24 protein-coding genes are annotated in these 26,208 nt (G+C 72.5%); 18 read left to right on the top strand and 6 right to left on the bottom strand.

Annotated features, from left to right (window positions below):
• Window positions 1-2 precede the first annotated feature (2 nt).
• The 15 genes from MM438_RS08325 to MM438_RS08255 all read left to right on the top strand — a co-directional run bounded on the left by MM438_RS08325 (window position 3) and on the right by MM438_RS08255 (window position 16,288).
• Window positions 3-1,208, top strand: a complete 1,206-nt coding sequence (locus tag MM438_RS08325) for a glycosyltransferase family 4 protein (RefSeq protein ID WP_241453390.1) — start codon at window positions 3-5, stop codon at window positions 1,206-1,208.
• Complete coding sequence (locus MM438_RS08320) at window positions 1,205-1,795, top strand: hypothetical protein (protein WP_241452016.1); 591 nt, start codon at window positions 1,205-1,207, stop codon at window positions 1,793-1,795. Before MM438_RS08325 ends, MM438_RS08320 begins: the two co-directional genes overlap by 4 nt.
• 79 nt (window positions 1,796-1,874) lie before the next feature.
• Window positions 1,875-2,786 carry a pyridoxal 5'-phosphate synthase lyase subunit PdxS gene (gene pdxS / locus MM438_RS08315; RefSeq protein WP_241452015.1) on the top strand — a complete coding sequence of 304 codons (912 nt, stop codon included), beginning with the start codon at window positions 1,875-1,877 and terminating at the stop codon, window positions 2,784-2,786.
• A 166-nt stretch (window positions 2,787-2,952) separates the two neighbouring features.
• Window positions 2,953-4,410, top strand: coding sequence for an amino acid permease (locus tag MM438_RS08310; protein WP_241452014.1), 1,458 nt, complete (start codon window positions 2,953-2,955; stop codon window positions 4,408-4,410).
• Between the two features lie 60 nt (window positions 4,411-4,470).
• Window positions 4,471-5,097 (top strand): pyridoxal 5'-phosphate synthase glutaminase subunit PdxT, encoded by a 627-nt coding sequence (gene pdxT / locus MM438_RS08305; RefSeq protein ID WP_241452013.1) that lies wholly within the window; start codon window positions 4,471-4,473, stop codon window positions 5,095-5,097.
• Window positions 5,098-5,138: 41 nt separating this feature from the next.
• Window positions 5,139-5,915, top strand: a complete 777-nt coding sequence (locus MM438_RS08300) for a YebC/PmpR family DNA-binding transcriptional regulator (protein WP_241452012.1) — start codon at window positions 5,139-5,141, stop codon at window positions 5,913-5,915.
• Window positions 5,916-6,123: 208 nt separating this feature from the next.
• Entirely contained in the window at window positions 6,124-6,798 is a 675-nt protein-coding gene (locus tag MM438_RS08295; protein ID WP_241452011.1) for a crossover junction endodeoxyribonuclease RuvC, read from the top strand.
• A gap of 97 nt (window positions 6,799-6,895) precedes the next feature.
• Window positions 6,896-7,492, top strand: coding sequence for a Holliday junction branch migration protein RuvA (gene ruvA, locus MM438_RS08290; RefSeq protein WP_241452010.1), 597 nt, complete (start codon window positions 6,896-6,898; stop codon window positions 7,490-7,492).
• Between the two features lie 3 nt (window positions 7,493-7,495).
• The gene (gene ruvB, locus MM438_RS08285) at window positions 7,496-8,641 is read left to right on the top strand and encodes a Holliday junction branch migration DNA helicase RuvB (protein ID WP_407568127.1); all 1,146 of its coding nucleotides are present in this window, start codon (window positions 7,496-7,498) and stop codon (window positions 8,639-8,641) included.
• A 226-nt stretch (window positions 8,642-8,867) separates the two neighbouring features.
• A complete protein-coding gene (locus MM438_RS08280; protein WP_241452009.1) occupies window positions 8,868-9,242 on the top strand; it encodes a preprotein translocase subunit YajC in 375 nt (124 codons plus the stop codon).
• Window positions 9,242-11,269 (top strand): protein translocase subunit SecD, encoded by a 2,028-nt coding sequence (gene secD / locus MM438_RS08275; protein ID WP_241452008.1) that lies wholly within the window; start codon window positions 9,242-9,244, stop codon window positions 11,267-11,269. The genes MM438_RS08280 and secD overlap by 1 nt, the downstream gene beginning before the upstream one ends.
• The gene (gene secF / locus MM438_RS08270) at window positions 11,266-12,522 is read left to right on the top strand and encodes a protein translocase subunit SecF (protein WP_241452007.1); all 1,257 of its coding nucleotides are present in this window, start codon (window positions 11,266-11,268) and stop codon (window positions 12,520-12,522) included. Before secD ends, secF begins: the two co-directional genes overlap by 4 nt.
• Before the next feature lie 33 nt (window positions 12,523-12,555).
• A complete protein-coding gene (locus tag MM438_RS08265; protein ID WP_338155530.1) occupies window positions 12,556-13,116 on the top strand; it encodes an adenine phosphoribosyltransferase in 561 nt (186 codons plus the stop codon).
• A 155-nt stretch (window positions 13,117-13,271) separates the two neighbouring features.
• Window positions 13,272-15,512, top strand: coding sequence for a RelA/SpoT family protein (locus tag MM438_RS08260; protein WP_241453384.1), 2,241 nt, complete (start codon window positions 13,272-13,274; stop codon window positions 15,510-15,512).
• A gap of 62 nt (window positions 15,513-15,574) precedes the next feature.
• The gene (locus MM438_RS08255; protein WP_241452006.1) at window positions 15,575-16,288 is read left to right on the top strand and encodes a GNAT family N-acetyltransferase; all 714 of its coding nucleotides are present in this window, start codon (window positions 15,575-15,577) and stop codon (window positions 16,286-16,288) included.
• A 69-nt stretch (window positions 16,289-16,357) separates the two neighbouring features.
• Here the strand turns inward: MM438_RS08255 and MM438_RS08250 are convergent, their stop codons facing one another.
• From MM438_RS08250 to MM438_RS08225, 6 genes are all read right to left on the bottom strand, one after another.
• Entirely contained in the window at window positions 16,358-17,914 is a 1,557-nt protein-coding gene (locus MM438_RS08250; RefSeq protein WP_241452005.1) for a peptide MFS transporter, read from the bottom strand.
• A gap of 265 nt (window positions 17,915-18,179) precedes the next feature.
• Window positions 18,180-19,205 (bottom strand): DUF1648 domain-containing protein, encoded by a 1,026-nt coding sequence (locus tag MM438_RS08245; RefSeq protein WP_241452004.1) that lies wholly within the window; start codon window positions 19,203-19,205, stop codon window positions 18,180-18,182.
• On the bottom strand, window positions 19,202-19,555 hold the full coding sequence (locus MM438_RS08240) for a GntR family transcriptional regulator (protein ID WP_241452003.1): 354 nt from the start codon (window positions 19,553-19,555) through the stop codon (window positions 19,202-19,204). Before MM438_RS08240 ends, MM438_RS08245 begins: the two co-directional genes overlap by 4 nt.
• Window positions 19,556-19,664: 109 nt before the next feature.
• A complete protein-coding gene (locus tag MM438_RS08235) occupies window positions 19,665-20,291 on the bottom strand; it encodes an endonuclease (protein WP_241452002.1) in 627 nt (208 codons plus the stop codon).
• A 176-nt stretch (window positions 20,292-20,467) separates the two neighbouring features.
• Window positions 20,468-22,477, bottom strand: a complete 2,010-nt coding sequence (locus MM438_RS08230) for a DUF349 domain-containing protein (RefSeq protein ID WP_241452001.1) — start codon at window positions 22,475-22,477, stop codon at window positions 20,468-20,470.
• Window positions 22,474-23,337, bottom strand: coding sequence for a peptidylprolyl isomerase (locus tag MM438_RS08225; protein ID WP_241452000.1), 864 nt, complete (start codon window positions 23,335-23,337; stop codon window positions 22,474-22,476). Before MM438_RS08225 ends, MM438_RS08230 begins: the two co-directional genes overlap by 4 nt.
• 90 nt (window positions 23,338-23,427) lie before the next feature.
• Here MM438_RS08225 and MM438_RS08220 point away from each other — a divergent pair, with 90 nt between their 5' ends.
• The 3 genes from MM438_RS08220 to MM438_RS08210 all read left to right on the top strand — a co-directional run bounded on the left by MM438_RS08220 (window position 23,428) and on the right by MM438_RS08210 (window position 26,201).
• Complete coding sequence (locus MM438_RS08220; protein ID WP_241451999.1) at window positions 23,428-24,129, top strand: MBL fold metallo-hydrolase; 702 nt, start codon at window positions 23,428-23,430, stop codon at window positions 24,127-24,129.
• A 6-nt stretch (window positions 24,130-24,135) separates the two neighbouring features.
• Entirely contained in the window at window positions 24,136-25,488 is a 1,353-nt protein-coding gene (gene hisS / locus MM438_RS08215) for a histidine--tRNA ligase (protein WP_241451998.1), read from the top strand.
• A 113-nt stretch (window positions 25,489-25,601) separates the two neighbouring features.
• Window positions 25,602-26,201 (top strand): DUF1648 domain-containing protein, encoded by a 600-nt coding sequence (locus tag MM438_RS08210; RefSeq protein WP_241451997.1) that lies wholly within the window; start codon window positions 25,602-25,604, stop codon window positions 26,199-26,201.
• Window positions 26,202-26,208: the final 7 nt, after the last annotated feature.

Genomic DNA, 26,208 nt, shown 5'->3' with positions numbered 1-26,208 from the left:
GCCTGCGCGTCGGGATCGTCTGCCCCTACTCCTTCGACGTGGCGGGCGGCGTGCAGCTGCACGTGCGCGACCTCGCCGAGTGGCTGATCGACCAGGGGCACGAGGTGTCGGTGCTCGCCCCCGCGGACGAGGACACCGCCCTGCCGCCCTACGTCGTGCCCGCCGGTCGAGCCGTGCCCGTGCGCTACAACGGCTCGGTGGCCCGCCTGAACTTCGGCCCCGTCACCGCCGCCCGCGTCGCCCGCTGGCTGGAGGACGGCGACCTGGACCTGGTGCACATCCACGAGCCGGTCACCCCCTCGATCGGCACCCTCGCCCTGTGGCAGGCCGAGTGCCCGATCGTCGCGACCTTCCACTCCTCCCAGGTGCGCTCGCGGGCCATGCAGACGGTCTACCCGGCGTTCCGTCCCTCCCTGGAGAAGATCCTCGCCCGCATCGCCGTCTCCGAGGACGCCCGCCGCACCGTCACCACCCACTACGGCGGCGACGCCGTGGTCATCCCCAACGGGGTGTATGTCGACCGCTTCGCGGCCACCGCGCCACGACCCGCCTGGCAGGGCGCCCCCGACGCGCCCACCATCGCCTTCCTCGGCCGCCTCGGCGAACCCCGCAAGGGGCTGCCGCTTCTCCTGGAGGCGCTGCCCGCCGTCACCCGCGCCGTCCCCGGCGTCCGCCTCCTGGTCGCCGGCCCCGGCGACCAGGAGGCGGTGCGCGCGCAGGTGCCCCCCGGGTGCCGGGTCGAGCTCCTCGGCGCCGTCTCCGACGAGGACAAGGCCGCGCTCCTCGCCTCCGCCGACCTCTACGTCGCCCCCAACACCGGCGGCGAGAGCTTCGGGATCATCCTGGTCGAGGCCATGGCTGCCGGCGCCTGCGTGCTCGCCTCGGACCTGCCCGCCTTCCGGCGGGTGCTCGACGGCGGGCGGGCGGGTGCGACCTTCACCAACGAGTCCGCCGGGGCCCTCGCCGACGCCGTCGTGGCGCTGCTGCGCGACCCGGCCCGCCGCGCCGCGCTCGCCGCCCGCGGCCGCGAGCGCGCCCGGGCCTTCGACTGGTCCGTGGTGGCCGAGCAGGTGCTCGCGGTCTACGAGACCGTCGTCGTCGGCGCGCCGGAGGTGCCGGCCGGGCGCATGGCGCGCCGGTGGGCGGCGCTGGGGGAGCGGCTGCGCGGTCGCGGCGGGTCGACCGGACCCGGCCGGAGCACCAGGTGACGGCGCAGGTGCCGGCATACGGCCGGGTGGTGGTGGGCTCTGGCCCGGACGTGCCGCTGGTGCTGGTGCTGGTCGGGCTGGCCCTGGTGCTCCTGGCCTGGCGGCTCACCTACCAGGCGGCGCGGCTCGACCGGCTCCACGCCCGGGTCGAGGGGGCCCTGGTCGCGGTCGACGCCCAGCTCGTCCGGCGGGCCGAGGCTGCCCAGGAGCTCGCGGCGAGCGGCCTGCTGGACCCGGCCACGTCGCTCTTCCTGGCCGCCGCGGCGGCGGAGTCCCTGGAGGCCGAGGACGAGCACGCCGTGGGCCGGGCGGACGTGGAGACCGATCTCACCCAGGCCCTGGACCTGGCCCTGCCGCCGGAGACCGTCGAGGCGCTGCGGCGCGACGAGGTGGGACGCGGGCTGCTGCTGCGGGTGCGGTCGGCGGGCTCGCGGGTGCAGCTCGCGCGGCGGTTCCACAACGACGCGGTGGTGGACGTGCAGCGGGTGCGGCGCACGCGGACCGTCCGCGTCTTCCACCTCGCGGGGCACGCGGAGCTGCCGCGGACCATCGAGTTCGACGACCGCCTGCCGACGGCGGTCGAGTGACGCCGATGACGGCCCGGCGGGGGGCTCGTCCTACAGTGGACGGGTCCCACACCGACGTTCGACAGGCACGCGCACGCACATGAGCACCAACGAGCCCACCAGCACCACGTCCACCACCGGCACCTCGCGCGTCAAGCGCGGCATGGCCGAGATGCTCAAGGGCGGCGTCATCATGGACGTCGTCACCCCCGAGCAGGCCAAGATCGCCGAGGACGCCGGCGCCGTGGCCGTCATGGCCCTCGAGCGGGTCCCCGCCGACATCCGCGCCCAGGGCGGCGTCTCTCGGATGAGCGACCCCGACATGATCCAGGGGATCATCGAGACCGTCTCCATCCCGGTCATGGCCAAGGCCCGCATCGGTCACTTCGTCGAGGCCCAGGTCCTGCAGTCCCTCGGCGTCGACTACATCGACGAGTCCGAGGTGCTGACCCCCGCGGACTACAGCAACCACATCGACAAGTGGCAGTTCACGGTGCCCTTCGTCTGCGGCGCCACCAACCTGGGCGAGGCCCTGCGTCGCATCACCGAGGGCGCGGCCATGATCCGCTCCAAGGGTGAGGCCGGCACCGGCGACGTCTCCAACGCCACCACCCACATGCGCACGATCCGTGCCGAGATCAACCGCCTGCGCTCGATGGCCCCCGACGAGCTGTACGTCGCGGCCAAGGAGCTGCAGGCGCCCTACGAGCTCGTCGCCGAGATCGCCGAGACCGGCAAGCTGCCCGTCGTGATGTTCACCGCGGGCGGCATCGCCACCCCCGCCGACGCCGCGATGATGATGCAGCTCGGTGCCGAGGGCGTCTTCGTCGGCTCCGGGATCTTCAAGTCCGGCAACCCCGCCCAGCGCGCCGAGGCCATCGTTAAGGCCACGACCTTCTACGACGACCCCGACACCATCGCCAAGGTCTCCCGCGGCCTGGGCGAGGCCATGGTCGGCATCAACGTCGACGACATCCCGGTCCCGCACCGTCTCGCCGAGCGCGGTTGGTGACCAGCGGATCTCGTCACCTCGCACCCCGAAGGCCCCGGGTCGCTCCCACCGAGCGGCTCGGGGTCTTCGCCGTACCGGCAGGTGCCGATGGAGATCCCCCAGGTCAGGTCGGCATGACCACCCGGTAGAGTGCATTGGTCCAACCACTTCACAGCAAGGATGCGCGATGACGCCTTCCAGCACCCCGGCGGACAAGGTGTCCGCAGCCCCGGCCGATCCCGGCGGGTTCGCCCTCACGGACGCAGGCGACGAGGGCTACCACCAGTCCCTGTCCAACCGTCAGGTCCAGATGATCGCCATCGGCGGCGCCATCGGTGTGGGGCTCTTCATGGGCGCCGGCGGCCGGATGGCCAAGGCCGGCCCCTCCCTGGTCCTCGCCTACGCCCTGTGCGGCGTCGTGGCCTACCTGCTGATGCGGGCCCTCGGCGAGCTGGTCATGCACCGGCCGTCCAGCGGGTCCTTCGTGTCCTACTCGCGCGAGTTCTTCGGCAACAAGTGGGCCTTCGTCGCCGGCTGGATGTACATGGTCAACTGGATGACCTCCGGCATCGCCGAGATCACCGCGATCGCGCAGTACGTCAACAAGTGGCTGCCCCACCTGCCCCAGTGGATCCCGGCGCTGGTCGCGCTGGCCGTGGTGCTGGCGATCAACCTCACCAGCGTCAAGGCCTTCGGCGAGTTCGAGTTCTGGGCCTCGCTGCTCAAGGTGCTCGCCCTGGTGACCTTCATCGTCGTCGGCATCGGCCTCGTCGCGATGCGCACCGAGGTCGTCCCCGGCCACCCGGCGGGGCTGGGCAACCTGGTGCAGGGCCCGGGCGGGTTCTTCCCCAAGGGGGTCCTGCCGCTGGTCATGGTGCTGCAGGGCGTGATCTTCGCCTACGCCACCATCGAGCTCGTCGGCACCGCGGCCGGGGAGACTCAGAACCCCCGCGAGGTGATCCCCAAGGCCATCCGCGCGGTCATCTTCCGGATCGCGTTCTTCTACGTCGGATCGGTGCTGCTGCTCGGCTGCCTCGTGCCCTACACGACCTACCACGCGGGCGAGAGCCCCTTCGTGACGGTCTTCTCCCGGCTCGGGCAGCCCTGGATCGGCGACGCGATGAACGTCATCGTCCTCACCGCCGCGCTGTCCTCCTGCAACTCCGGCCTCTACTCCACCGGCCGGGTGCTCAAGTCGCTCGCCGCCGAGGGCGAGGCGCCGGCCTTCACCGGGCGGATGAGCAGGCACCACGTGCCGTACGGCGGGATCCTGCTCACCGCGGCCGTGTACTTCCTCGGCGTCGTCCTGAACTACTTCGTGCCCGCCCAGGCCTTCGAGCTGGCGCTCAACATGGCCGCCATCGGCATCATCTGGACGTGGGGGACGATCTTCGCCTGCCAGATCGCGCTGCGCCGCAAGATCAACCGCGGCGAGCTGCCTGCCACCAGCTTCCCGATGCCGGGCGCGCCCTTCACCTCGTGGCTGGGGATGGCGGCGCTGGTCTTCGTGCTCGTCACGATGTGGTTCGACGCCGACGGTCGCAAGACCCTGCTCGCCACGCCGGTGATCGTGATCGCCCTCGTGCTCGGGTGGCTGGGGGTCCGGCGGCGGGCCACCCAGGCGGAGGCGCTGCGCCGGGGCTGAGGCAGCCCGGGGTGGTCGGTCGTCGTACCCACGTCGTCGGCGGGACTAGGGTGGACGCCCGTGACCACCTCCCCCCGCATCGGAGTCCTCGCCGTCCAGGGCGACGTCCGCGAGCACGTCCAGGCCCTGCACACCCTCGGCGTGGCGACCTCGACCGTCCGTCGCCCTGCCGAGCTGGAGGGGCTGGACGGGCTCGTCATCCCCGGCGGGGAGTCGACCGTCATGGACAAGCTGGTGCGGGCCTTCGACCTGCAGGGGCCGCTGCGCGAGCGGATCGCGGGCGGTATGCCGGTCTACGGCTCGTGCGCGGGCATGATCATGCTCGCCGACCGGGTCGCCGACGCGACGAGCGACCAGCAGACCCTGGGCGGGATGGACCTGCTCGTGCGCCGCAACGCCTTCGGGCGGCAGGTGGACTCCTTCGAGGTGGACCTGTCGATCCCGGCGGTGCGCGACGGCGAGTCCGAGCCGGTGCGAGCGGTCTTCATCCGGGCACCGTGGGTCGAGGAGGTCGGCGGGGCCGTCGAGGTGCTCGCCGAGGTGCCGGCCGACGGGTCGTCGGGGGAGCGGGGCGGCAAGGTCGTGATGGCCCGGCAGGACAACCTGCTGGTCACGAGCTTCCACCCCGAGGTCACCGGCGACCTGCGCGTCCACGAGTACTTCGTGGACCTCGTGCGGGGCGCATAGACTAGGGAAGTTGCCAGGGCAGAACCAGCGAGGAGACTCTCATGAGCGGCCACTCCAAGTGGGCCACCACCAAGCACAAGAAGGCTGCGATCGATGCCAAGCGTGGCAAGCTCTTTGCCAAGCTGATCAAGAACATCGAGGTCGCGTGCCGCAACGGTGGGGCTGACCCCGCGGGCAACCCGACGCTGTACGACGCGGTCCAGAAGGCCAAGAAGAACTCCGTCCCCAACGACAACATCGACCGCGCCCTCAAGCGCGGCTCCGGTGCGGAGTCCGGCGGCGCCGACTGGCAGACGATCATGTACGAGGGCTACGCCCCCAACGGTGTCGCCGTGCTGATCGAGTGCCTCACCGACAACCGCAACCGCGCCGCCACCGAGGTGCGCGTCGCCCTGACCCGCAACGGCGGCAACCTCGCCGACCCGGGCTCGGTGGCCTACAACTTCTCCCGCAAGGGCGTCGTCGTGGTCCCCAAGCAGCAGAAGGGCAAGGAGACGACTGAGGACGAGCTGCTCGAGATCGTGCTCGACGCCGGCGCCGAGGAGGTCAACGACGAGGGCGACACCTTCGAGATCATCTCCGAGGCCACGGACTTCGTGGGCGTCCGCAAGGCGATCGAGGAGGCCGGGCTGGAGTACGAGTCGGCCGAGGCGAGCTTCGTGCCCAACCTCAAGGTCGACCTGGACGCCACCGGCGCGACCAAGATGATGAAGGTCGTCGACGCCCTCGAGGACTCCGACGACGTGCAGAACGTCTGGACCAACGGCGACATCTCCGACGAGGTCGCCGAGGAGCTCGGTCTGAACGACGAGGACTGACCCGGTCCGGGCACCGTCCGGCGTGAGGCCGGCTGACGAGGGGCCGGTCACCTGAGGGTGACCGGCCCCTCGGGCTGCCCGGTTCACCGGCCGGTGGGCCGCGCGGCGCGCCGCAGCCCGGCGTGCCCCGAGGACGCTGCTACGGTGAGCGTGCGAACGTGTGTTCGTCCCAGCAGCAGGGCCGGCCGGGTCGGAAGGGGAGGGTGGCATGCGCGTCCTCGGGGTCGACCCCGGCCTGACCCGGTGCGGCATCGGCGTGGTCGAGGGGGTGCCGGGTCGGCCGCTGCGCATGGTCGCCGTCGGCGTCATCCGCACCCCCAGCACCGATCCCGTCCACCAGCGGTTGCTCACCCTGCAGGTCGAGCTGGACGAGTGGCTGCACGCGCACGACCCCGACGCGATCGCGGTGGAGCGGATGTTCGCCCGCGGCGACGTCGCCAACATCATGGGCACGGCCCAGGCGAGCGCGGTGCCGATGCTCGCCGCGGCACGGCGGGGACTCCCGCTCGCCCTGCACACCCCCAGCGAGGTCAAGGCCGCGGTGACCGGCAACGGCCGCGCCGACAAGGCCCAGGTCACCACCATGGTGATGCGGGTGCTCGGGCTGGACGAGCGGCCGACCCCGGCGGACGCGGCCGACGCGCTGGCCCTGGCGATCTGCCAGGTATGGCGAGGAGGCGCGGCGAGCCGGCTGGAGAGCGCGGTCGCCGACAGTCGGGTGGCCGAGGCCCTGGACGCCGCCCGCCGACGCCAGGGCGAGGCGCCCAACCGGTGGCAGCAGGCCGTGGCGCAGCACCGCGCGAGCGCGGGCGGGTCGGACCCGGCGCGGGCGGCCGCCGTGACCGCAGTCCGGCGACAGGGCGTCACGCGGGGGACCGGGTGAGGAGGACCGAGGGGGCCGCGGTGCGCGCCGTCGCAGGTGCGCCCACCCGGGGGCGGCAGCCCCGTCATACCAGAAGCATCGTGGTGGAGGAGAGCTCATGATCGCGTCGGTGTCCGGAACCGTCCTGGCCGCCCGCCTGGACGGCGTCGTCGTCGAGGTCGGCGGTGTCGGGATGCTGGTCCACACGACGCCCGCCACGGCGGCCTCGGTGCGCCCCGGGCAGGAGACCCGCCTGGCGACGACCCTGGTGGTGCGCGAGGACTCGCTGACGCTCTACGGCTTCGGCGACGAGGACGAGCGGGTGCTCTTCGAGCAGGTGCAGACCGTGTCCGGGGTCGGGCCGAAGGTCGCGCTCGCGATCCTGTCCGTCCTCGCACCCGACGCCGCCCGGCAGGCCGTCGCCACCGGCGACCTCACGACCTTGACCAAGGTGCCCGGCATCGGCCGCAAGGGCGCCGAGCGGATCGTCCTGGAGCTGCGGGACAAGGTGGGCGTGCCGTCGGGGGACACCGCGCCGAGCGAGAGCGCCACCGCGGCGCCGGCCGGTGCGCAGCCGCAGGTCGTCGAGGCGCTCGTCGGGCTGGGCTGGTCGGCCAAGCAGGCCGAGGACGCGGTCGGCCGGGTGCTCACGGCCGGGGGAGCGGGCACCACCAGCGAGATGCTGCGCGCGGCCCTGCGCGAGCTGGGGCGCTGACCCGTGGCAGAGAACCAGACCAGAGGAGACGAGCCGGGCCACGGCGAGGGGGCCTTCGACGACGCTGCCTGTGACGACTGGAGCTTCGACGCCACCGCGCGGGTGGTGGACGCGCGCGGCACCGACGACGAGCAACGGGTCGAGGCAGCGCTGCGACCCAAGCGGCTGAGCGAGTTCCCCGGCCAGCCGCGGGTGCGCGACCAGCTGTCCCTCGTGCTTGAGGCCGCCCGGCGCCGTGATGCGGTGCCCGACCACATCCTGCTGTCCGGCCCGCCCGGCCTGGGCAAGACCACGCTCGCGATGATCGTCGCCGCGGAGCTGGAGCGCCCGATCCGAGTGACCAGCGGGCCGGCGATCCAGCACGCCGGCGACCTGGCCGCGATCCTGTCCAGCCTGGCCGAGGGGGAGGTCCTCTTCCTCGACGAGATCCACCGGATGGCGCGTCCGGCCGAGGAGATGCTCTACCTCGCGATGGAGGACTTCCGGGTCGACGTCATCGTCGGCAAGGGGCCGGGAGCCACGGCGATCCCGCTGGAGCTGCCGCCCTTCACCGTCGTGGGGGCCACGACCCGGGCCGGGCTGCTCCCCGCGCCGCTGCGGGACCGTTTCGGCTTCACCGGGCACCTGGACTACTACGCGGCCGCCGACCTGGCCGCGATCCTGGGGCGGTCCGCCCGGCTGCTCGGGGTCGAGGCCGTGGATGACGGGATCGCCGAGATCGCCGGGCGGTCGCGGGGGACGCCGCGCATCGCCAACCGCCTGCTGCGCCGGGTCCGCGACTGGTCGCAGGTGCACGGGCGCGGTGTCGTCGACCTCGAGGCCGCGCAGGAGGCGCTGGCGCTGTTCGACGTCGACCCGCGAGGCCTGGACCGGCTCGACCGTGGCGTGCTCGAGCTGCTCTGCACCCGCTTCGGGGGCGGGCCGGTCGGGCTGTCCACGCTCGCCGTCGCGGTGGGGGAGGAGCCGGACACCGTGGAGACGGTCGCCGAGCCCTATCTCGTGCGGGAGGGCTTCATGGTGCGCACCCCGCGCGGGCGCGCCGCGACGGCCCTGGCCTGGGAGCACCTGGGCCTGCGGGCACCCGCGCAGGCTCCCGGAGCCGGTATGACGCAGCTGCCGCTGGAGGGTGGGGACGGCCGCTTCTCCTGACCGGCACGCTCCTGCCCGCTCCCCGAGACGCCGTGGGCGCGGGTCCGGACAGCTCGTCGTGGGCGGCTGCGGTGGCGGGACGGGCGGGCGTGGTGGTTGGCTGCAGGAGCGGCACGCCCCGTAGACTGCCGAAAAGGAACATGTACCGTCGCCCACAGTGTCCCCATCGTCACCCAAAGTGGCGACTGCGGGGGCTGCGGGCCGCCATACCGACCGAGAGCAGCCGATGACCCCACTGACTGTGCTCGCCGTGGCCACCGCCGCGGCGGACGACGGTGGCCTGCTGCCGATGCTGATGTTCCTGCTGTCCCTGCTGCTCCTGGCCTGGCTGTGGTTCGCCGCGCGCCGCCGGCAGCGGGCGGCCGAGGCCGAGTCCGCGGCGACCCTGGCCTCCTTGCACCCCGGCCGACAGGTGCTCACCACCTCCGGCCTCGTCGGCACCCTGAGGTCGCGCGAGGACGGGTTCGCCCGCCTCGAGGTGGCCTCGGGCGTCGTCCTGACCTTCGACGAGCGCGCCCTGCTGGGCGAGGCTCCGGAGAACGCCCCCCAGACGGGCGGCGTCCTGCCCGTCCCGACCGCATCACCCAAGGAAGCCGACTGATGGCCCGCAACCCCCGCACGAGAGGAGCGCGCCGGACCCTCACCTGGTTCTTCGTGCTCCTCCTCGGCCTCTATGCGCTGCTCGCCGGCGTGACCACCTGGAGCTCCGCCCAGTGGACCCCCAAGCTCGGTCTGGACCTCGCGGGAGGCACGCAGGTCGTGCTCGCCCCCCAGGTCCAGGGTGGGCAGGCCCTCGACGAGTCCCGGATGAACGAGGCCGTCAACATCATGCAGAAGCGTGTCGACGGCTCCGGAGTCGCCGAGGCCGAGGTGTCGACGCAGGGTGGCCGCAACATCGTGGTCAACCTGCCCAAGGGCACGCCGCAGGAGACCGTGGACTCGCTGAAGAAGTCCTCGATGATGCGCTTCCGTCCGGTCCTGATCGAGGCGGCCGGCACCGCCACGCCGCAGCCCACGGCCACGGCGAGCGGGGTGCCGGTGCCTGGCGCGACCGTCCCGGCGAAGCCCCCGGCCACCCCGGCCAAGCCCGCCGCGACCCCGGCCAAGCCCCCGGCCACCCCGGCCAAGCCGGCCAAGCCCGCCGCGACCCCGGCCAAGCCGGTGGTCACCCCGGCGAAGCCCACCGCGAAGCCCGCCAAACCGGCTGCCACCGCCACGCCGAGCGCGGCCGGTGCCCTCGTGCCCCCGGCCGCCGCCCAGCTCGCGCCCCAGGCGACGGTGACGGCCAAGGCGACCACCGTCACCCCGGTGACCCCGGCCACGACAGCCACGCCTGCCGCTCCCGCGGCCCCGACCCCGGCCGCCACCGCCCCTGCCGCCCCGGCTGCCACGGCCCCAGGAGCCACCCCCGGTGCGGCGCCCAAGGACGCGAGCGACCCGGCGTGGATCACCCCGGAGCTGCAGGCGCAGTTCGAGAAGCTCAACTGCACCGACAAGAACCTCGACCTGAAGATCAACGACGACCCCAAGAAGGCGATCGTCACCTGCTCCACAGACCGCACCGCCAAGTACATCCTCGGCCCGGCCGAGCTGGAGGGCGCCGACATAGCCGACGCGACCGCCGGCCTGCAGCCCACCCAGGGCGGCGGCACCGGCACGGAGTACGGCGTCAACCTCACGCTGACCGGTGACGGCGGCAAGAAGTTCGCCGACCTGTCCAAGCGGCTGCTCACCCTGCCCCAGCCGCGCAACCAGTTCGCCTCGGTGCTCGACGGCGAGGTCATCGTCGCCCCCCGCATCACGGTCCCGATCTACGACGGCAAGTCCTCCATCACCGGTGGCTTTACCGATGTCTCGTCCCAGTCGCTCGCGCAGCAGCTGAAGTTCGGTGCCCTGCCGATGTCCTTCCGGGTGGAGACCCAGGACACCGTCAGCCCCACCCTGGGCGCGGACCAGCTGCAGAAGGGCCTGCTCGCCGGGCTGGCGGGCTTCCTGCTCGTCTGTCTCTACGCGCTGTTCCAGTACCGCGCGCTGGGCCTGGTGACCATCGCCTCCCTGCTCATGGCCGCGGCGCTGACCTACGTCTCGATCACCCTGCTCGGGTGGTCCCAGAACTTCCGCCTCTCGATGGCGGGAGTCACCGGTCTGATCCTGTCGATCGGTATGACGGCCGACTCGTTCATCATCTACTTCGAGCGCGTGCGCGACGAGATCCGTGAGGGGCGCTCGATCCCCGCGGCCGTCGAGGCCGGCTGGCAGCGGGCCAAGGGCACGGTGATCATCTCCGACCTGGTCAACCTGATCGCCGCGGTGGTGCTCTACCTCCTCGCGTCGAGCAACGTGCGCGGCTTCGCGTACACCCTCGGCCTGACGACGCTCATCGACGTGGTCATCGTGTTCTTCTTCACTCACCCCATGCTGGCGCTGCTGTCCCGCACCCGCTTCTTCGGCGAGGGTCACCCGATGTCCGGCTTCGACCCGAAGGCGCTGGGGGCCAAGCCCGCTCGCTACCGCGGCCGTGGTCAGTTCCGTGACCCGGACGCGGAGCTGGCGGCCCTCGACGCCGAGCGCGAGGCGGCCCGCGGGCGCGACGCGAGCTACTCCAAGGAAGGCGGGGCCGTGCTGTGAGCAAGGTTTCCGATCTCGGCAACGACCTCTACACCGGTCGCCGCGGCCTCGACTACGTCGGCCGCCGCTGGCTGTGGTTCGCCATCTCCGGCCTCGTGCTGGCCCTGTGCGCGGGGTCGCTGGCGCTCAAGGGGCTCAACCTGGGCCTGGAGTTCCGCGGCGGCTCGGAGTTCCGGGTCGCCAGCATCTCCGACACCAGCAACTTCGAGACCCGGGCCAAGGACACCGTGGAGGCCGCGGCCGCCAAGGCCGGCTCGAAGGCCGGCAACGTCACGGTGACCAAGGTCGGCGGCAGCTCGATCCGGGTCCAGACCGAGAAGCTGGAGGAGGGCCCCACCCAGGCGGTGTCCAAGGCCCTCGCCGACCAGTTCAAGGTGGGCCGAGACGCCGTCTCCAGCACCTTCGTCGGCCCGTCGTGGGGGCAGACGGTCAGCCAGCAGGCGCTCCGGGCGCTGCTGATCTTCTTCCTCATCGTCTCGATCGTGCTGGCGTTGTACTTCCGCACCTGGAAGATGTCGTTGGCGGCGCTGATCGCCCTGCTGCACGACATGGTCATCACCGTCGGGCTCTACACGCTGCTCGGCTTCGAGATCACCCCGGCGACGATGATCGGCTTCCTCACCGTCCTGGCGTACTCGCTCTACGACACCGTGGTGGTCTTCGACAAGGTCAAGGAGAACGTCCGGGCGGCCGAGCACTCGGGCCGCCAGTCGTACAGCCAGGCCGCCAACCTCGCGGTCAACCAGACGCTGGTCCGCTCGATCAACACCTCGATGATGTCGGTCCTCCCGGTCACCGTGGTGCTCATCGTGGGTCTGCTGATCATCGGCCCGGGTGTCCTGCTCGACCTGGCGCTGGTGCTGCTGGTCGGCATCCTCGTGGGTGCCTACTCCTCGGTCTTCATCGCCACCCCGGTGCTCGCGCTGCTGCGTGAGCGCGAGCCGGGGATGCGTGATCAGGCCCGGCGGGCCCGCCGGTTCCAGGAGGCCCGGGGCGGCGCGAACTTCTCCGGCGTGCTCAGGTCCGACCTCGGCCGGCGCGACACCCACTCCACGACCCGCGACGAGGCGCAGCTCGTGTCCGCAGGTGCCGCCACCCGCTCGGCCGGTGGCGCCACCCGGGCCGGGGCGGAGGGCACGCGCGAGCGGCCGGTCCACCCGGCGGCCTCGGGCGGGCGCCGCCCGCTGCACCCGAGCGCCACCCAGACGGGCCCGCGCAACCAGCCCCGGCGGACGCCGCGGTCCAAGCGGTGACCCGAGCGGCCACGACGCGATAGGTTCTCCCGCGTGACCCACTCCGACACCGAGCCGCGCGACCAGGAGCTGCAGGAGACTGCGGCCCTGGTCGCGCGGCTCATGCGTGACATCCCCGACTTCCCCTCCCCGGGCGTGCTGTTCAAGGACTTCACGCCGCTGCTCGCCGACGGACCGGCGCTGCGGACCGTGGTCGACGACATCGCCCGCCGCCACCGCGGTGACTGCGAGGTGGTCGTCGGCATGGAGGCCCGCGGGTTCATCCTCGGCGCGGCCGTCGCCTACGCCCTGGGCGTGGGCTTCGTGCCGGTGCGCAAGGCCGGCAAGCTTCCCGGCGCGACGGTCGGTGCCGACTACACGCTGGAGTACGGCCAGGCCACCCTGGAGATGCACGTCGACGCGCTGACCCCCGGCCAGCGGGTGCTCGTCCTCGACGATGTGCTGGCGACGGGCGGGACCGCGGCCGCCACCTGCGGTCTGGTGGAGGACTGCGGCGGGATCGTCTCCGCGTGCGAGTTCGTGCTGGAGATCGACGCCCTCCGGGGACGCGAGCGCCTGGCTGGGCGTCGGGTGATCTCGCTCGTCCACGCCTGAGCACACCCTAGGATGACGGGATGACGAGCCCCGCCGAGGACGCCACCGCGCTGCGCCCCGAGCCCGACCCCTCGGTGGCGGGCCGTCGTCCGGCCACGTCGGCGACGAGCGCCGCGGTCGACGAACCGACCCAGCCACTCCCGGCGCCGGCGCGCATGCGGGCCCGGCTGGCCCGCCTCGGAGGCCGTTCCTCGGCGCACCCGGTGCTGGAGCCGATCCTGCGGTCGGTGCGGCTGACCCACCCCAAGGCCGACATCACCATCATCGACCGGGCCTACGTCGTCGCCGAGCGCTGCCATCGCGGGCAGATGCGCAAGTCCGGCGACCCTTACATCACCCACCCGCTCGCGGTGTCCACGATCCTCGCGGACCTCGGCATGCCGCCGACCACCATCGCCGCCGCGCTGCTGCACGACACGGTCGAGGACACGGCATACAGCCTGGACGAGCTGCGGCGGGAGTTCGGCGACGAGATAGCCCGCCTCGTCGACGGGGTGACCAAGCTCGACAAGGTGACCTACGGCGACGCCGCGCAGGCCGAGACGGTCCGGAAGATGGTCGTCGCCATGGCGCGCGACATCCGGGTCCTCGTCATCAAGCTCGCCGACCGCCTCCACAACGCCCGCACCTGGCGCTACGTACCCGCCTCCTCGGCCGCCAAGAAGGCCCGCGAGACGCTGGAGATCTATGCTCCGCTGGCGCACCGCCTGGGCATGAACACCATCAAGTGGGAGCTGGAGGACCTCGCCTTCGCCACGCTGTACCCCAAGGTCTACGAGGAGATCGAGCACCTGGTCGCCGAGCGCGCCCCGGCGCGCGAGGAATACCTCGCCAGCGTGCGCGAGCTGGTGCTGCACGACCTGGACGCAGCCAAGATCAAGGCGAAGGTGACCGGGCGGCCCAAGCACTACTACAGCGTCTACCAGAAGATGATCGTCCGGGGGAAGGAGTTCGACGAGATCTTCGACCTCGTCGGGGTCCGGGTCCTCGTGGAGTCGGTCCGCGACTGCTACGCCGCCCTCGGGGCGATGCACGCCCGCTGGACGCCGGTCCCGGGGCGGTTCAAGGACTACATCGCCACGCCGAAGTTCAACATGTACCAGTCGCTGCACACCACGGTGATCGGCCCCGGCGGCAACCCGGTGGAGATCCAGATCCGCACCCACGCCATGCACCGGCGGGCGGAGTTCGGCGTCGCGGCCCACTGGAAGTACAAGGAGGACGGTCCGCGCGGGGCCATGCCCACCGAGGACGGCCAGACCGACATGTCCTGGCTGCGCTCCCTGGTGGACTGGCAGTCCGAGACCAGCGACCCGGGGGAGTTCCTGGACTCGCTGCGCTTCGAGATCAACACCCAGGAGGTGTTCGTCTTCACCCCCAAGGGTGAGGTCATCGGGCTGCCGGCCGGGTCCACGCCGGTCGACTTCGCGTATGCCGTGCACACCGAGGTGGGTCACCGCTGCATCGGTGGTCGGGTCAACGGACGGCTCGTGCCGCTGGAGTCACGGCTGGAGAACGGCGACGTCGTGGAGGTGCTCACCTCCAAGGCGCCGGACGCCGGGCCCAGCCACGACTGGCTCAACTTCGTGCAGAGCCCTCGAGCGCGCAACAAGATCCGCGGCTGGTTCTCCAAGGAGCGGCGCGAGGAGACCGTGGAGGCGGGCAAGGACGCCCTCGCCAAGCAGCTGCGCAAGCAGGGGCTGCCCGTGCAGCGGCTCACCTCGGTCGAGTCGTTGACCGCCCTGGCCCGCGAGCTGCACCTGTCGGACATCGCGGGGCTGTATGCCGCGGTCGGCTCCGGCACCGTCTCCGCCCAGCACGTCGTCGGGCGCATGCTCGCCCAGGCCGGGGGCGAGGAGGGGCTGACGGAGGACGCCGCCGAGACGGTCTCGCCCGCCTCGCGACGCACCCGTCGCGTGCGCGCCACCGACCCCGGCGTGGTGGTCGTCGGGACTGACGACGTGTGGGTCAAGCTCGCCAAGTGCTGCACCCCGGTGCCGGGCGACGACATCATCGGCTTCGTCACCCGCGGCCACGGGGTCTCGGTGCACCTGCGCGACTGCACCAACGCCGCCGACCTGCTCACCGAGCCCGAGCGGCTCATCGACGTCCAGTGGTCGCCGACGGCATCCTCGGTCTTCCTCGTGCAGATGCAGGTCGAGGGCCTGGACCGCTCGCGGCTGCTGTCCGACGTGACCCGGGTCCTCGCCGACCTGCACGTCAACCTGCTGTCGAGCGCCTCCTCGACCACGACGAACCGGGTCGCGATCTTCAAGTTCACCTTCGAGATGGGTGATCCCGCTCACCTGGAGCACGTGATGCGGGCGGTGCGCAAGGTCGACGGCGTCTTCGAGGTGAGTCGCGTGGGTGGTTCGCGCAAGATGGAGCAGCAGTAGTCCGCGGAATCCTTCCGCCATACCCGCTCCGGCGCAGGCCGGTCGCGTGACAAGGAGTCGTCGTGCGCAGCAACGAGCGTGACCAGCCCATCGGGGACGACGTCTGGGGTTGGCACCCGGTCGTCCTCCCGCGCGGGGTCCGGCTCGTCGGGCACGAGGTCACCCTCGTGGACCTGACGGCGGACCACGTGCCCGACCTGTTCGAGCTGACGTGCGGCGAGGGCGACGAGGGGTTGTGGACGTACATGACGGCCGGGCCCTTCCGCACCACCACCGAGCTGGCGGCCCACCTGCGCACGCTGATGGACAACCCGACGCAGATCCCCCTGGCGATCGTCGGCAACGAGACGGGCCGGGTGGTCGGCACCGCGTCCTGGCAGCGGGCCAACGTGGTCGACGGGGTCATCGAGGTCGGCACCATCCTCTACTCGCCCGAGATGCAGCACCACCGTGGCGGCACCGAGGCGATGTACCTCATGGCGCGGCACGCCATCGACGAGCTCGGCTACCGGCGCTACGAGTGGAAGTGCGACGACCTCAACGCCGGATCCCGGGCGGCGGCGGAGCGCTACGGCTTCACCTACGAGGGCACCTTCCGCAAGCACATGGTCTACAAGGGCCGCAACCGCGACACCGCGTGGTACGCCATGACCGACGACGACTGGCGTCGCCTGCGGCCGGTCTACGAGCAGTGGCTGGCCGACGACAACTTCGACGAGCAGGGGCGCCAGCGGACACGGCTGTCCGAGCTCACGGCGGCGGCTCTGGGACGCTGAGGGACGCCGACCGTATGCCGGAGGGAGCGGCGCCTGGGCACCGCTCCCTCCGGTCTGTCTCCTGATGGATCAGTGGGCGCGAGCCGCCCGCGCGGAGTCGGCGGCCTCGCGGCGCATGTCCTCGACGTCCTTCATCTTGCGCTGGGTCCAGGGGACGAGCCCGAAGAGGATCAGCGAGCAGACGAGGGTCATCGCACCCAGGGTGTAGTAGAACGTCGCGTCGGAGAGCGTGGCCATGCCCTTGATGAGCAGGGCCGCGACGCCCTGACCGACGGCGGACGTCAGCAGCCACAGCGCCATGGCCTGGCTGGCGAAGGCCTTGGGAGCGAGCATCGTCGTGGCGGACAGGCCGACGGGGGACAGGAAGAGCTCGGCGACGGTCTGCACGACGAAGACCATGGCGAGGAAGTAGGCCGGCGAGAGACGGTCGCCGCCCGGCCACATGGTGTAGGCCCAGCCCATGAGCAGGGCGCTCAGGCCGATGAGGGTGACCGCGAGGGCGAACTTCGCCGGGGTCTGCGGGAAGCGGCCGGCGCGGCGGGTGAAGAACCACCCGACGAGGGGGGCCAGGATGACGATCGCGAAGGGGTTGACCGACTGGTACCACTCGGGGTTGATCTTCATGCCCCCCAGGGACAGCTGGGTGTTGTCCGAGGCGAAGGTCGCCATCTTGACCGAGGCCTGCTCGAAGATCATGAAGAACATCACGCCGCCGACCCACATCGGCAGGTAGGCCGCCAGGTGGCTGCGCTCGTTGGCGGTGACCTGCGGGCTGCGGAACATCATCCAGAAGTAGCCGATGCCGGCCAGGATCGACAGCGCCGCGACGGTGTCGACGATCGCGGAGGTGGTCTCTCCGCCCTCGAGGGCGGAGAACAGCAGGTACATCAGCCCGGTGCACACGACGACCGCGACGGTGACCAGGGCCAGGCGGGACCGGTCCTTGCCGGTCAGGGGATTCGGGACGGTCATCCCGATGCCGTGGAGGGTCTTGCGGCTCAGCAGGAAGGTGACCAGGGCGAAGGCCATGCCCACGGCGGCGGCGGAGAAGCCGACGTGGTAGCCCCACCGCTCCTTGAGCGCGGCCACGACCAGGGGGGAGAAGAACGCGCCGATGTTGACGGCCATGTAGAAGATCTGGAAGCCGCCGTCGCGACGGGGGTCGTCCTGGTCGTAGAGCTCACCGACCATGGTCGACAGGTTGGGCTTGATGAAGCCGGTGCCGAAGGCCACCAGGCAGATGCCCAGCCAGGCGGTCGCCGTGGCGGGCAGGGCCAGGCAGATGTGGCCGAGCATGATGATGACCCCGCCGTAGAACGTCGACCGCCAGGCGCCGAGGAGCCGGTCGGCCGCGAGCCCGCCGGGGATCGCGAGCAGGTAGACGGCCGCGCCGTACGTCGCCACCACGGCCTCGCCGGTGGACTTGGGGATCCCCAGGCCACCGTTGGCGATCGTGTCGACGATGAAGTACAGCAGGATCGCCTTCATGCCGTAGTAGGAGAAGCGCTCCCACAGCTCGATCTGGAAGATCCAGGCGAGGCCACCCGGGTGACCGAGGAAGCCTCGGTCCTCCCGGGACGAGCGGGTCGGTGGGCTGGCGGGGGATGGGTCGTGGACGGTGGCCATGGCTGGCTGCCTCTCCTCGGTGGCGTGCACCGCGCCCGGTCGGGCGGCGGGCGGCCGCCCGGGCCTCGGGCCCACGTCGATGGGGAGCCCGAGCTGCCGGTCCCCACGGGGGATCCGACGAGCGGGGGCGAGACGGCCGGGCTCGATCCTAAGGAGCGCCCCGGGGCCGTGGTGCGTGGGGGGCGGGCAAGGGCCGCCGGAGCCGTGCGGCACCGGTCCGGACATGGGCGTGTGCCGCACGCCGGACCCGGCATACGCCCAGCAGTCAGGACCGTGCGGTGAGGGCCTGCAGGAGCGAGGCGCCGGTCGCGGCGTCGTCGACCGTGATGGTGAGGCACCGGCCGGAGGTGGCCGTGACCCGCAGGGCCGCGCCGTTGCGGATGACCACCGCCGGGCCGCGAGCACCGATCCGGTAGCCCCAGCCGCCGTGCTCGCCGATGGTCACCTGGGTCGCCTCGGCCGAGGCGACCCGGTCGAGGGGCATCCGGCCCCGGGGCCAGCCGAGCGGGGTGTGCCAGGTGAGCCCGCGCCCGTCGACGGTGACCGTGACCGCGGAGGTCATCGCCCCGACGAGCAGGATGACGACGGGCGCCAGCGCGCTCTCCCAGCTGCGGGTGACGACCGGGGTGACCAGGCCGATGACGAAGGCGACGGCCAGGACGACCAGCAGCCAGCGCGGCGCCTCGGCGCGGGAGGTCCACACGGCCCGGGCGCCGGGACGCAACGTGGTGGGGCGGGCGGGCTGGAGGGTGTGGATGCCAGGCGCGCGGTCCGGGCACAGGCGCCAGACGGCCAGCCCGACCACGAGCGCGGGAAGGACCCACAGCAGGCCGCCGAGCATGGGGTTGCGGACGTCCTCGGCGTGGGCGACGTCCAGGTGGACGACGAGCTGGCGGACGAGCAGGGAGGCCATGACCAGGGTGAGGCCGACGACGGCGGCCACCAGGGAGCGGGAGGCGCCGCTCAGGCCCGGTCGACGACGCGCGAGGTGGGTCAGCAGCGTGAGCGCGGGGACGACGACGAAGGTCAGGAGCACGCCGGGGGAGAGGGGCCGGGGCTCGAAGCCGTTCGGGACGCCGTGGACGTCGAAGTGGTTGGCCATCCGGGCCGGCACCCGGCCCCACCACAGGGCGACGGCGCCGACGCTGCCGAGGACGGCGAGCAGGAGGGGTGGACCCGCGACGAGCAGCTGTCGACGGCGGGCGGCGTCGTCGGTGGTGCGGGTGGGCTGGACGGGCTCGGCGGGCGAGGCGCCGGCGTGGGCGGTGCTGGTGCTGTCGTGGCTGGTCATGACCGGGCCTCCTGATCGAGGAGATCGTGCAGCTGGGGGAGGGTGAGACCGTGCCGGCGCCCGGCCTCGAGGAAGGTGCGCGCCGACTGCTCGAGCTCGGCGGTGTCCAGGCCCTTGGTGGTGACGACCGCTCCGCGGCCGCGGCGCAGCTCGATGGCGCCGTCGTCGCGCAGGGTGTTGTAGGCCCGCAGGACGGTGTGCATGTTGACCCCGAGGCCGGCGGCGAGGTCCCGCGCGGCCGGGAGCTTGTCGCCGGGGCCGACCTCGCCGCGCAGGATCGCGCCGCGGATCGCGCCGACGAGCTGGCCGTAGAGCGGCTCGGCAGATTCCGGATCGATGGTGATGAGCACGGCACCATGGTAGTTGTTCTAGAGCAACTAGAACAATGTAGTTCGAGAACTTCTCTCTCGGGTCCGAGCAGCCCGGGGTGGGAGAGCATCCGTGGTGAGGGATCGACGGTCAGGAGTCGAGGAGCGCGGGCCGGCGGGCCACCCGGACGAGCGCCGCGCACAGGCGGCCCAGGTCCTGGGCAGGCACCAGGGCCGCCAGCTCGGGTGCGGTGGTCGGCAGGCCCGCCGCCGTCGCGCCTAGGCGCACCAGGGCGTCCACCTGGGGGCCGACCTGCGGCCACACCACCTGCACCTCGCGCAGGAAGATCGCGGCCGCCGTGGGTCCGATGCCGGCGAGCTCCTGCAGCAGCCGGGCGATCTCGCGCGGGTCGTCTCCGGCCTCGGCACGCAGCCGTCTCAGGTCCCCGCCCCACCGCTCGATCAGCAGCGCGGCGTTCTCGTCGAGGCGGGTCGCGGTGCTGACGTCGTAGCGCCGATAGCCCCCGCGCCCCAGCGCGTCGACGCGCCCGCGCCAGGTGCTCGCCCGCAAGCGCTCCGGAGCGGTCCACCCGGCGGCGTAGATCTCGCGGGCCGCCCGCACGGCCACCCTCGAGGCGATGCGGGTCGAGAGCAGCTGGGTGAGCACGAGCAGCTGCCACAACGGCTCCGGCTCGTCGGCCAGGACGATCCCGGCCTCCTCGGCGAAGGTCCGGCCGTGCCCGGCCACCAGGCGGCGAGCGACCTGCGTCTGCGTCATCGTGCCTCTCCGGTCGGGGCGGGTATGACGGCCGCGGCGCCCCCTCCGGGTGGGAGGAGGCCCCGCGGCTCGGCATGCACCTGGGGTCTGTCGGAGGGCTCGGGCCACTCGATCGCCGGGGGTGCGCGGACCCGCCTGTGCAGCGAGGCCCGGCGGACCCGACCACCGCCGGCAGGTCAGGACTGCGCGCGCTGCACCATCTCGAGGAGCTGGCGCCGCGCCGCGAGGTTCTCCTCGGCCTTCTTGATCCTGGTGGCGTCGCCGGTGGCCTTGGCCCGCTCGAGCGCCTTGTTCTCCTTCTCCAGAGCCTTCTCGATCTGCTCGGCAAAGGCGGAGGCGCGGTGGTTGACCTCCGGGTTGGACTTCTTCCAGCGCGCGTCCTCGGCGTCGCGGACGGCCTGCTCGACCTTGCGCAGCTCGCCCTCGATGCGACCCATCTCCGAGCGGGGGACCTTGCCCGCGGCGTCCCACCTGTCCTGGATGGTGCGCAGCGTGGACTTCGCGGCGGCCAGGTCGGTGATCGGCAGGAGCGCCCTGGCCTCGGCCAGCAACCCCTCCTTGACCTCGAGGTTGGCGCGGAACTCCTTGTCCTCCTCGGCCGACTGGGCGTCCTTGGCGTTGAAGAACGCGTCCTGCGCGGCCTTGAACCGGGCCCACAGCGCGTCGTCGTCCTTGCGGCCCGCGCGGCCGGCCTGGCGCCACTGGTCCATGAGGCGCTTGTAGGCGCCCGCCGTCTGGCCCCACTCGGTGGAGGTGGAGAGCTTCTCGGCCTCGGCGACGAGGCGCTCCTTGGTGGCCTTGGCCTCGGTCTGGGTGGACTCCAGCTCGGCGAAGTAGACGCGACGGGCCTTGTCGAAGGAGTTGCGGGCGTGCGAGAACCGCTGCCACAGAGCGTTCTCCGTCTCGCGGTCGAGCTTGGCGGAGGTGCGCTGGTGCTGCTTCCACTCGTCCAGCAGCTCGCGGATGCGGGTGCCCGAGGTCTTCCACTGGGTCTTGGCGGGGTCCTGGGCGGCGATCCGCTCGGCCTCGGCGACGATCGCCTCGCGCTCGGTGCGGGCCTGCTCCCGTGCCGCGGCGCGCTCGGTCGCCTCGACCTGCCTGCGGGCCTCGATGGCCGTCGCGATCGACTCGATCTTGGCGTCCAGCTGCGGCAGGTCACCCACGACGTTGGCCTCGCCGACGTGCTCGCGCAGCTTGGTCAGGTCGTCGGTGGCCTCCTTGGCGGACAGGCCGGTCTGCAGGACGCGGTGGTAGAGCAGCTCGGCGGCCGCCCACATCTCGTCGTACTTGCGCGCGAAGTAGGCGAGCGCGTCCTCGGCGGAGGCGCCGGGGTAGGACCCCACCGCGCGCTCACCGTCGGGGGTGCGGACGAAGACCGTGCCGTCCTCGGCCACCCGGCCGAAGGTCGCGGCGTTGCTCGGGGTGGTCGTCGGGGGAGCGGTGACCGTCGCCGGCGTGGCGGCGGCCGGACGCGGCATCGCGGCCGGGCTGGGCTTGATCGCCGCGGGCGAAGGGACGCCCGGGCGGGCGACCGAGGCCGACCGCGGCGCGGGCTTCGCCTCGGACGTGCTCTCGGCCTGCGCCTGGGAGCCGTCGGCGGTGGCGGACCCGTCGGGCGTCGTGGGCGAGCCGGCGGGCTGCGGGGACGTCTCGGCGGGCCTGGTCCCCGCGGGCTTGGCATCGCCCCGGGGCGCGGCCTCCTCGCTCGCGTCCTGGGTCGCGACGACGACCGGCTCGGCGCCCTCGGAGGACGCGACGCGCTCGGCCTCCTCCTGGGTGTCCGGGGAGATGTCGTCCGCGCCGCCGGCCACCGGCGCCGGAGCGTCCTCGGTCCTGTCACCGCCGGACACCAGACCTCCGAGGGCGCCGGTGAGCGCCCCGAGGACCGCGCCGCCGACCTTGGCGACCGTCTCGACGGGGCGAGCCTTGTCACCCTCGTCGGTGCCGACGGCCTCGGGGAGGCTCGAGTCGGCGGCCTCGGTGGCCGCGACCTCGGTCTCGGGGGCGCCCTGGACGGTCGTCCGGGCGTCGGTGGACGGCCGGCCGGCCTCCCCACCCGGGGCGGTGGCGGGCGTCTCCACGCCGACCTCCGCGGGTGCGGCCTCGGGCGAGGCGGCCGACACGGCGGCGTCGACCTGGGGGTCGGGGTGGGCGGAGGTCTGCTCGGGCTGGTTGGACACGGTCATGCCTTCTTCTCTGTGACGGAGACCTTGAGGATGGAGATCGCGGTCTTCGGATGGCCGTCGCCGGGACCCACGAAGTCGTCGACGCCGGTTGCGGCGATGCGGTCCACCATATCCAGCCCGGCAGTCACCCTGCCGAAGATGGAGTAGCCGCCGCCTGCGGTGGGCAGCTGCGTGTCCTTGTAGACCACGAAGAACTGCCCGCCGTTGCTCTGGGGGTCCTGGGTGCGTGCCATCGCCAGGGTGCCGCGGGGATAGGTGCTGTCGGCCGGCGCGTGCTCGACGCCGTAGCCGTAGCCCGGGCCGCCGTTGCCCTTGCCGGTGGGGTCACCGCACTGCAAGACGTAGATGCGGGACGTGGTCAGGCGGTGGCAGGGGCTCGGCGCCCAGTAGCCCTGCTGCGCGAGGAAGAGGAAGGACGCCACGGTCTGCGGGGCGACCTTGCCGTCCAGCTCGACGGTGATCGGGCCGCAGTTCGTCTCGATGGTCGCGACCCAGGTCTTGCCCGCGGCGGTGGCCGCGTCCGGGACCGAGGTCCAGGTCTTGGGGGTCGCCTGGGGCGGGGGCGGGGTGGAGCAGTCCAGCCCGGCCGCGGCAGCCCCGCTGCCGGAGCCCGTCGGGGCGACGGTGGCCTGCGGCGAGGGATCGATGGTGCGGGTGCCGCCGGTCGACGGGGCGGCGGAGGGAGCGCCCTCGCCCAGAGACATCGTCACCCCGACCACCATCGCGAGGACCAGCGCCACCGTGGCGAGCACCGCGAGCACCTGCCGTCGCCGGGCGGTCCGGGCGGCCTGCTGGGCCCGCTTGGCCTCGACCCGGGTGGCGCGTCGTCGCGCTCTGGCCTTCTCCTGCTCCTTCGTCACGCTGTGCAGTCTAGGGATGACGTATGGCGAGGTGCGCGGCGACAGGCCCGGCTTTCGCGGCCGGATGCGGCGCCCGACTAGGCTGGGTCGGTGCTCCTACTCGGATTCCCGGCGCAGGCCTATGCCACCAACTGCTACGTCGTCGCCCCGGCGGCGGGGGAGCAGTGCCTCGTGGTCGACCCCGGTTTCGGCGTCGTCGACCAGCTGGAGGCGCTGCTGCGAGAGCACCGGCTCAAGCCCGCCGCGGTGCTCCTCACCCACGGCCACCTGGACCACGTGTGGTCGGTGACGCCGGTCTGCACGACCGGGGACGACGCGGACCTCACGGCATACATCCATGCCGACGACGCCTATCGCCTCGCCGACCCGGCCAAGGACCTGGAGCCGCAGCTGGTGCGGATGTTCGAGCGGCAGTTCGGCGCGGCGATGACCTGGCGGGAGCCGAGCGCGGTGCAGACCGTCGCCGACCGCCAGCACCTCGACCTCGCCGGCCTCGGGGTGGACGTGCTCCACGCCCCCGGGCATACCGAGGGGTCGGTGATGTTCACGCTGCCCGGCGTGCCCGACGGGGTCCCCGTCGAGGCCCAGCAGACCCTGCTCGCGGGCGACGTGCTCTTCGCCGGCTCCATCGGCCGCACCGACCTGCCCGGCGGCAGCCACGACGCGATGATGCGCTCCCTGCGTGAGGTCGTGCTGCCCCTGGCCGACGACACCCTCGTCCTCCCCGGCCACGGCCCCGCCTCCACGATGGCGCGCGAGCGCGTGACCAACCCCTACCTCAAAGGACTCTGACCACCAGTGAGCACCAAGATCGCCCCGCTGTCCGGCTTCCCGGAGTGGCTGCCCGCCGAGCGCGTCGTCGAGCAGGCCTTCCTCGACGTGATCCGTGAGACCTTCGAGCTGCACGGCTTCGTCAGCGTCGAGACCCGCGCGGTCGAGCCCGTGTCGCGCCTGCTCGGCAAGGGCGGTGACGCCGACAAGGAGATCTACGGCGTGCACCGGCTCGCGGCCGACGCGGACGACAAGGACGCCGACGACCCGGACAAGGCGCTCGGCCTGCACTTCGACCTCACCGTGCCGTTCGCCCGCTATGTCCTGGAGAACGCCGGCAAGCTGACCTTCCCCTTCCGCCGCTACCAGATCCAGAAGGTCTGGCGTGGCGAGCGCCCGCAGGAGGGTCGCTTCCGCGAGTTCACCCAGTGCGACATCGACATCGTCGACGTGGGCGAGCTGGCCGCGCACTACGAGGCGGAGATGCCGCTGGTCATCGCCGACGTCTTCAGCCGGCTGCCCATCGGCGACTACCGGATCCAGGTCAACAACCGCAAGATCCCCGAGGGCTTCTACCTCGGGCTGGGGCTGACCGACGTCGTCGGCACCCTGCGGATCGTGGACAAGCTCGACAAGATCGGCCCGGAGGGCGTCACCGAGCTGCTGGCCGCCGCCGGCGCCACCGACGAGCAGATCTCGCAGTGCCTGCGGCTGGCCGAGATCTCCTCGCAGGACACGTCCTTCGCCGACCGGGTGCGCGCGCTCGGGGTCTGCCACCCCACCCTCGACGAGGGCCTCGCCGAGCTCACCGCCGTCATGGAGGCCGCGATCGCCGAGCGGCCCGGCGTCCTCGTCGCCGACCTGCGGGTCGCCCGCGGCCTGGACTACTACACGGGCACGGTCTACGAGACCCAGCTGGTCGGGCACGAGTCCTACGGCTCGATCTGCTCCGGCGGGCGGTACGACGCGCTGGCCTCCGACGGGCGGACCACCTATCCCGGCGTGGGCATCTCCATCGGCCTGTCCCGGCTGCTCGCGAAGCTGATCGCCGGGGGCCTGGTCACCGCCACCCGGCCGACGCCGACGTGCGTGGTCGTCGCCCTGGGCGTCGAGGAGGACCGGCCGCGTGCCCGGGCCGTCGCCGCCGAGCTGCGGTCCCGCGGCATACCCACCGAGATCGCTCCGAGCGCCGCGAAGTTCGGCAAGCAGATCAAGTTCGCCGACCGGCGGTCGATCCCCTTCGTGTGGTTCCTCGGGGCCGACGGCGCGTCCGACTCGGTCAAGGACATCCGCTCCGGCGAGCAGGTCGAGGCGAGCTCGGACACCTGGGTGCCCCCGGCCGAGGACCTGCACCCCACCCTGCAGCGCGTCGAGGCCTGACCCCGCCTCGCCCACCCGTCGTCCTGGATCGTGGGCGATGCCCGCCGGAATCCGGCTGAGGACGCACCCGATCCTGCGACGGTGAGAGGGCCGGGCGGCATACGCTCGGACGTATGACGCAGGTGGGGGAGACCTGGCAGGTGCGCGAGCGTCGCCGCGCCGAGGTGGCGCGCACGGCACGGGGGCTGCCGCGGGAGCCGATGGAGCCGCTGGCGCGGGTCCTGGCGATCCTGGCCGTCAGCGCCTGGGTCGGTGTCCTCGTCTGGTCCTGGCGGGTGCTGCCCGAGCGGGTGCCGCTGCACTGGGGTGACGGGTCGGGTCACCCGGACCGGTGGGGCAGCCGCACCGAGTCGCTCCTCGTGTCGCTGCTCGTCGGGCTCCTGGTGCTCTCGATGCCCTTCCTCTCGCGGCTGGCCCTCGTGTGGCCCGACGGGATCAACGTGCCGCACAAGGAGTGGTGGCTCGACGAACCCCGCAGGCTGGTGACCTTCGAGCGGCGGGTGCGCGAGGACCTGTGGCTGCTCACCGCGCTGACCCTGGCGTTCGTGACCGCGATGGAGCTGCTGACGGTGGTGTCGGTCCGACGCGGCGACGGCGTCCTCCCGGAGGGCTGGTTCTGGGGACTGCTCGGCGGCTACCTGCTGCTGGTGGGTCTGACGACGCTCCGGATGGCGCGGGGCTCGCGCTACCGCCCCACACCGGACCCGACCTGACCAGGCC

Origin of the sequence: Arsenicicoccus dermatophilus (assembly GCF_022568795.1) — a bacterium.
Taxonomy (GTDB): Bacteria; Actinomycetota; Actinomycetes; order Actinomycetales; family Dermatophilaceae; genus Arsenicicoccus; species Arsenicicoccus dermatophilus.
The sequence above is the reverse complement of the archived record's forward strand: the minus strand, read 5'-3'. Positions and strand labels throughout refer to the sequence as shown.

What these genes read in the sequence shown, in the direction of transcription:
- pdxS (WP_241452015.1), top strand. Translation starts at nt 1,875, where the DNA reads ATGAGCACCAACGAGCCCACCAGCACCACGTCCACCACCGGCACCTCG.
- MM438_RS08310 (WP_241452014.1), top strand. Translation starts at nt 2,953, where the DNA reads ATGACGCCTTCCAGCACCCCGGCGGACAAGGTGTCCGCAGCCCCGGCC.
- MM438_RS08300 (WP_241452012.1), top strand. Translation starts at nt 5,139, where the DNA reads ATGAGCGGCCACTCCAAGTGGGCCACCACCAAGCACAAGAAGGCTGCG.
- MM438_RS08295 (WP_241452011.1), top strand. Translation starts at nt 6,124, where the DNA reads ATGCGCGTCCTCGGGGTCGACCCCGGCCTGACCCGGTGCGGCATCGGC.
- ruvA (WP_241452010.1), top strand. Translation starts at nt 6,896, where the DNA reads ATGATCGCGTCGGTGTCCGGAACCGTCCTGGCCGCCCGCCTGGACGGC.
- MM438_RS08280 (WP_241452009.1), top strand. Translation starts at nt 8,868, where the DNA reads ATGACCCCACTGACTGTGCTCGCCGTGGCCACCGCCGCGGCGGACGAC.
- secD (WP_241452008.1), top strand. Translation starts at nt 9,242, where the DNA reads ATGGCCCGCAACCCCCGCACGAGAGGAGCGCGCCGGACCCTCACCTGG.
- MM438_RS08260 (WP_241453384.1), top strand. Translation starts at nt 13,272, where the DNA reads ATGCGGGCCCGGCTGGCCCGCCTCGGAGGCCGTTCCTCGGCGCACCCG.
- MM438_RS08250 (WP_241452005.1), bottom strand. Translation starts at nt 17,914, where the DNA reads ATGGCCACCGTCCACGACCCATCCCCCGCCAGCCCACCGACCCGCTCG.
- MM438_RS08245 (WP_241452004.1), bottom strand. Translation starts at nt 19,205, where the DNA reads ATGACCAGCCACGACAGCACCAGCACCGCCCACGCCGGCGCCTCGCCC.
- MM438_RS08235 (WP_241452002.1), bottom strand. Translation starts at nt 20,291, where the DNA reads ATGACGCAGACGCAGGTCGCTCGCCGCCTGGTGGCCGGGCACGGCCGG.
- MM438_RS08230 (WP_241452001.1), bottom strand. Translation starts at nt 22,477, where the DNA reads ATGACCGTGTCCAACCAGCCCGAGCAGACCTCCGCCCACCCCGACCCC.
- MM438_RS08210 (WP_241451997.1), top strand. Translation starts at nt 25,602, where the DNA reads ATGACGCAGGTGGGGGAGACCTGGCAGGTGCGCGAGCGTCGCCGCGCC.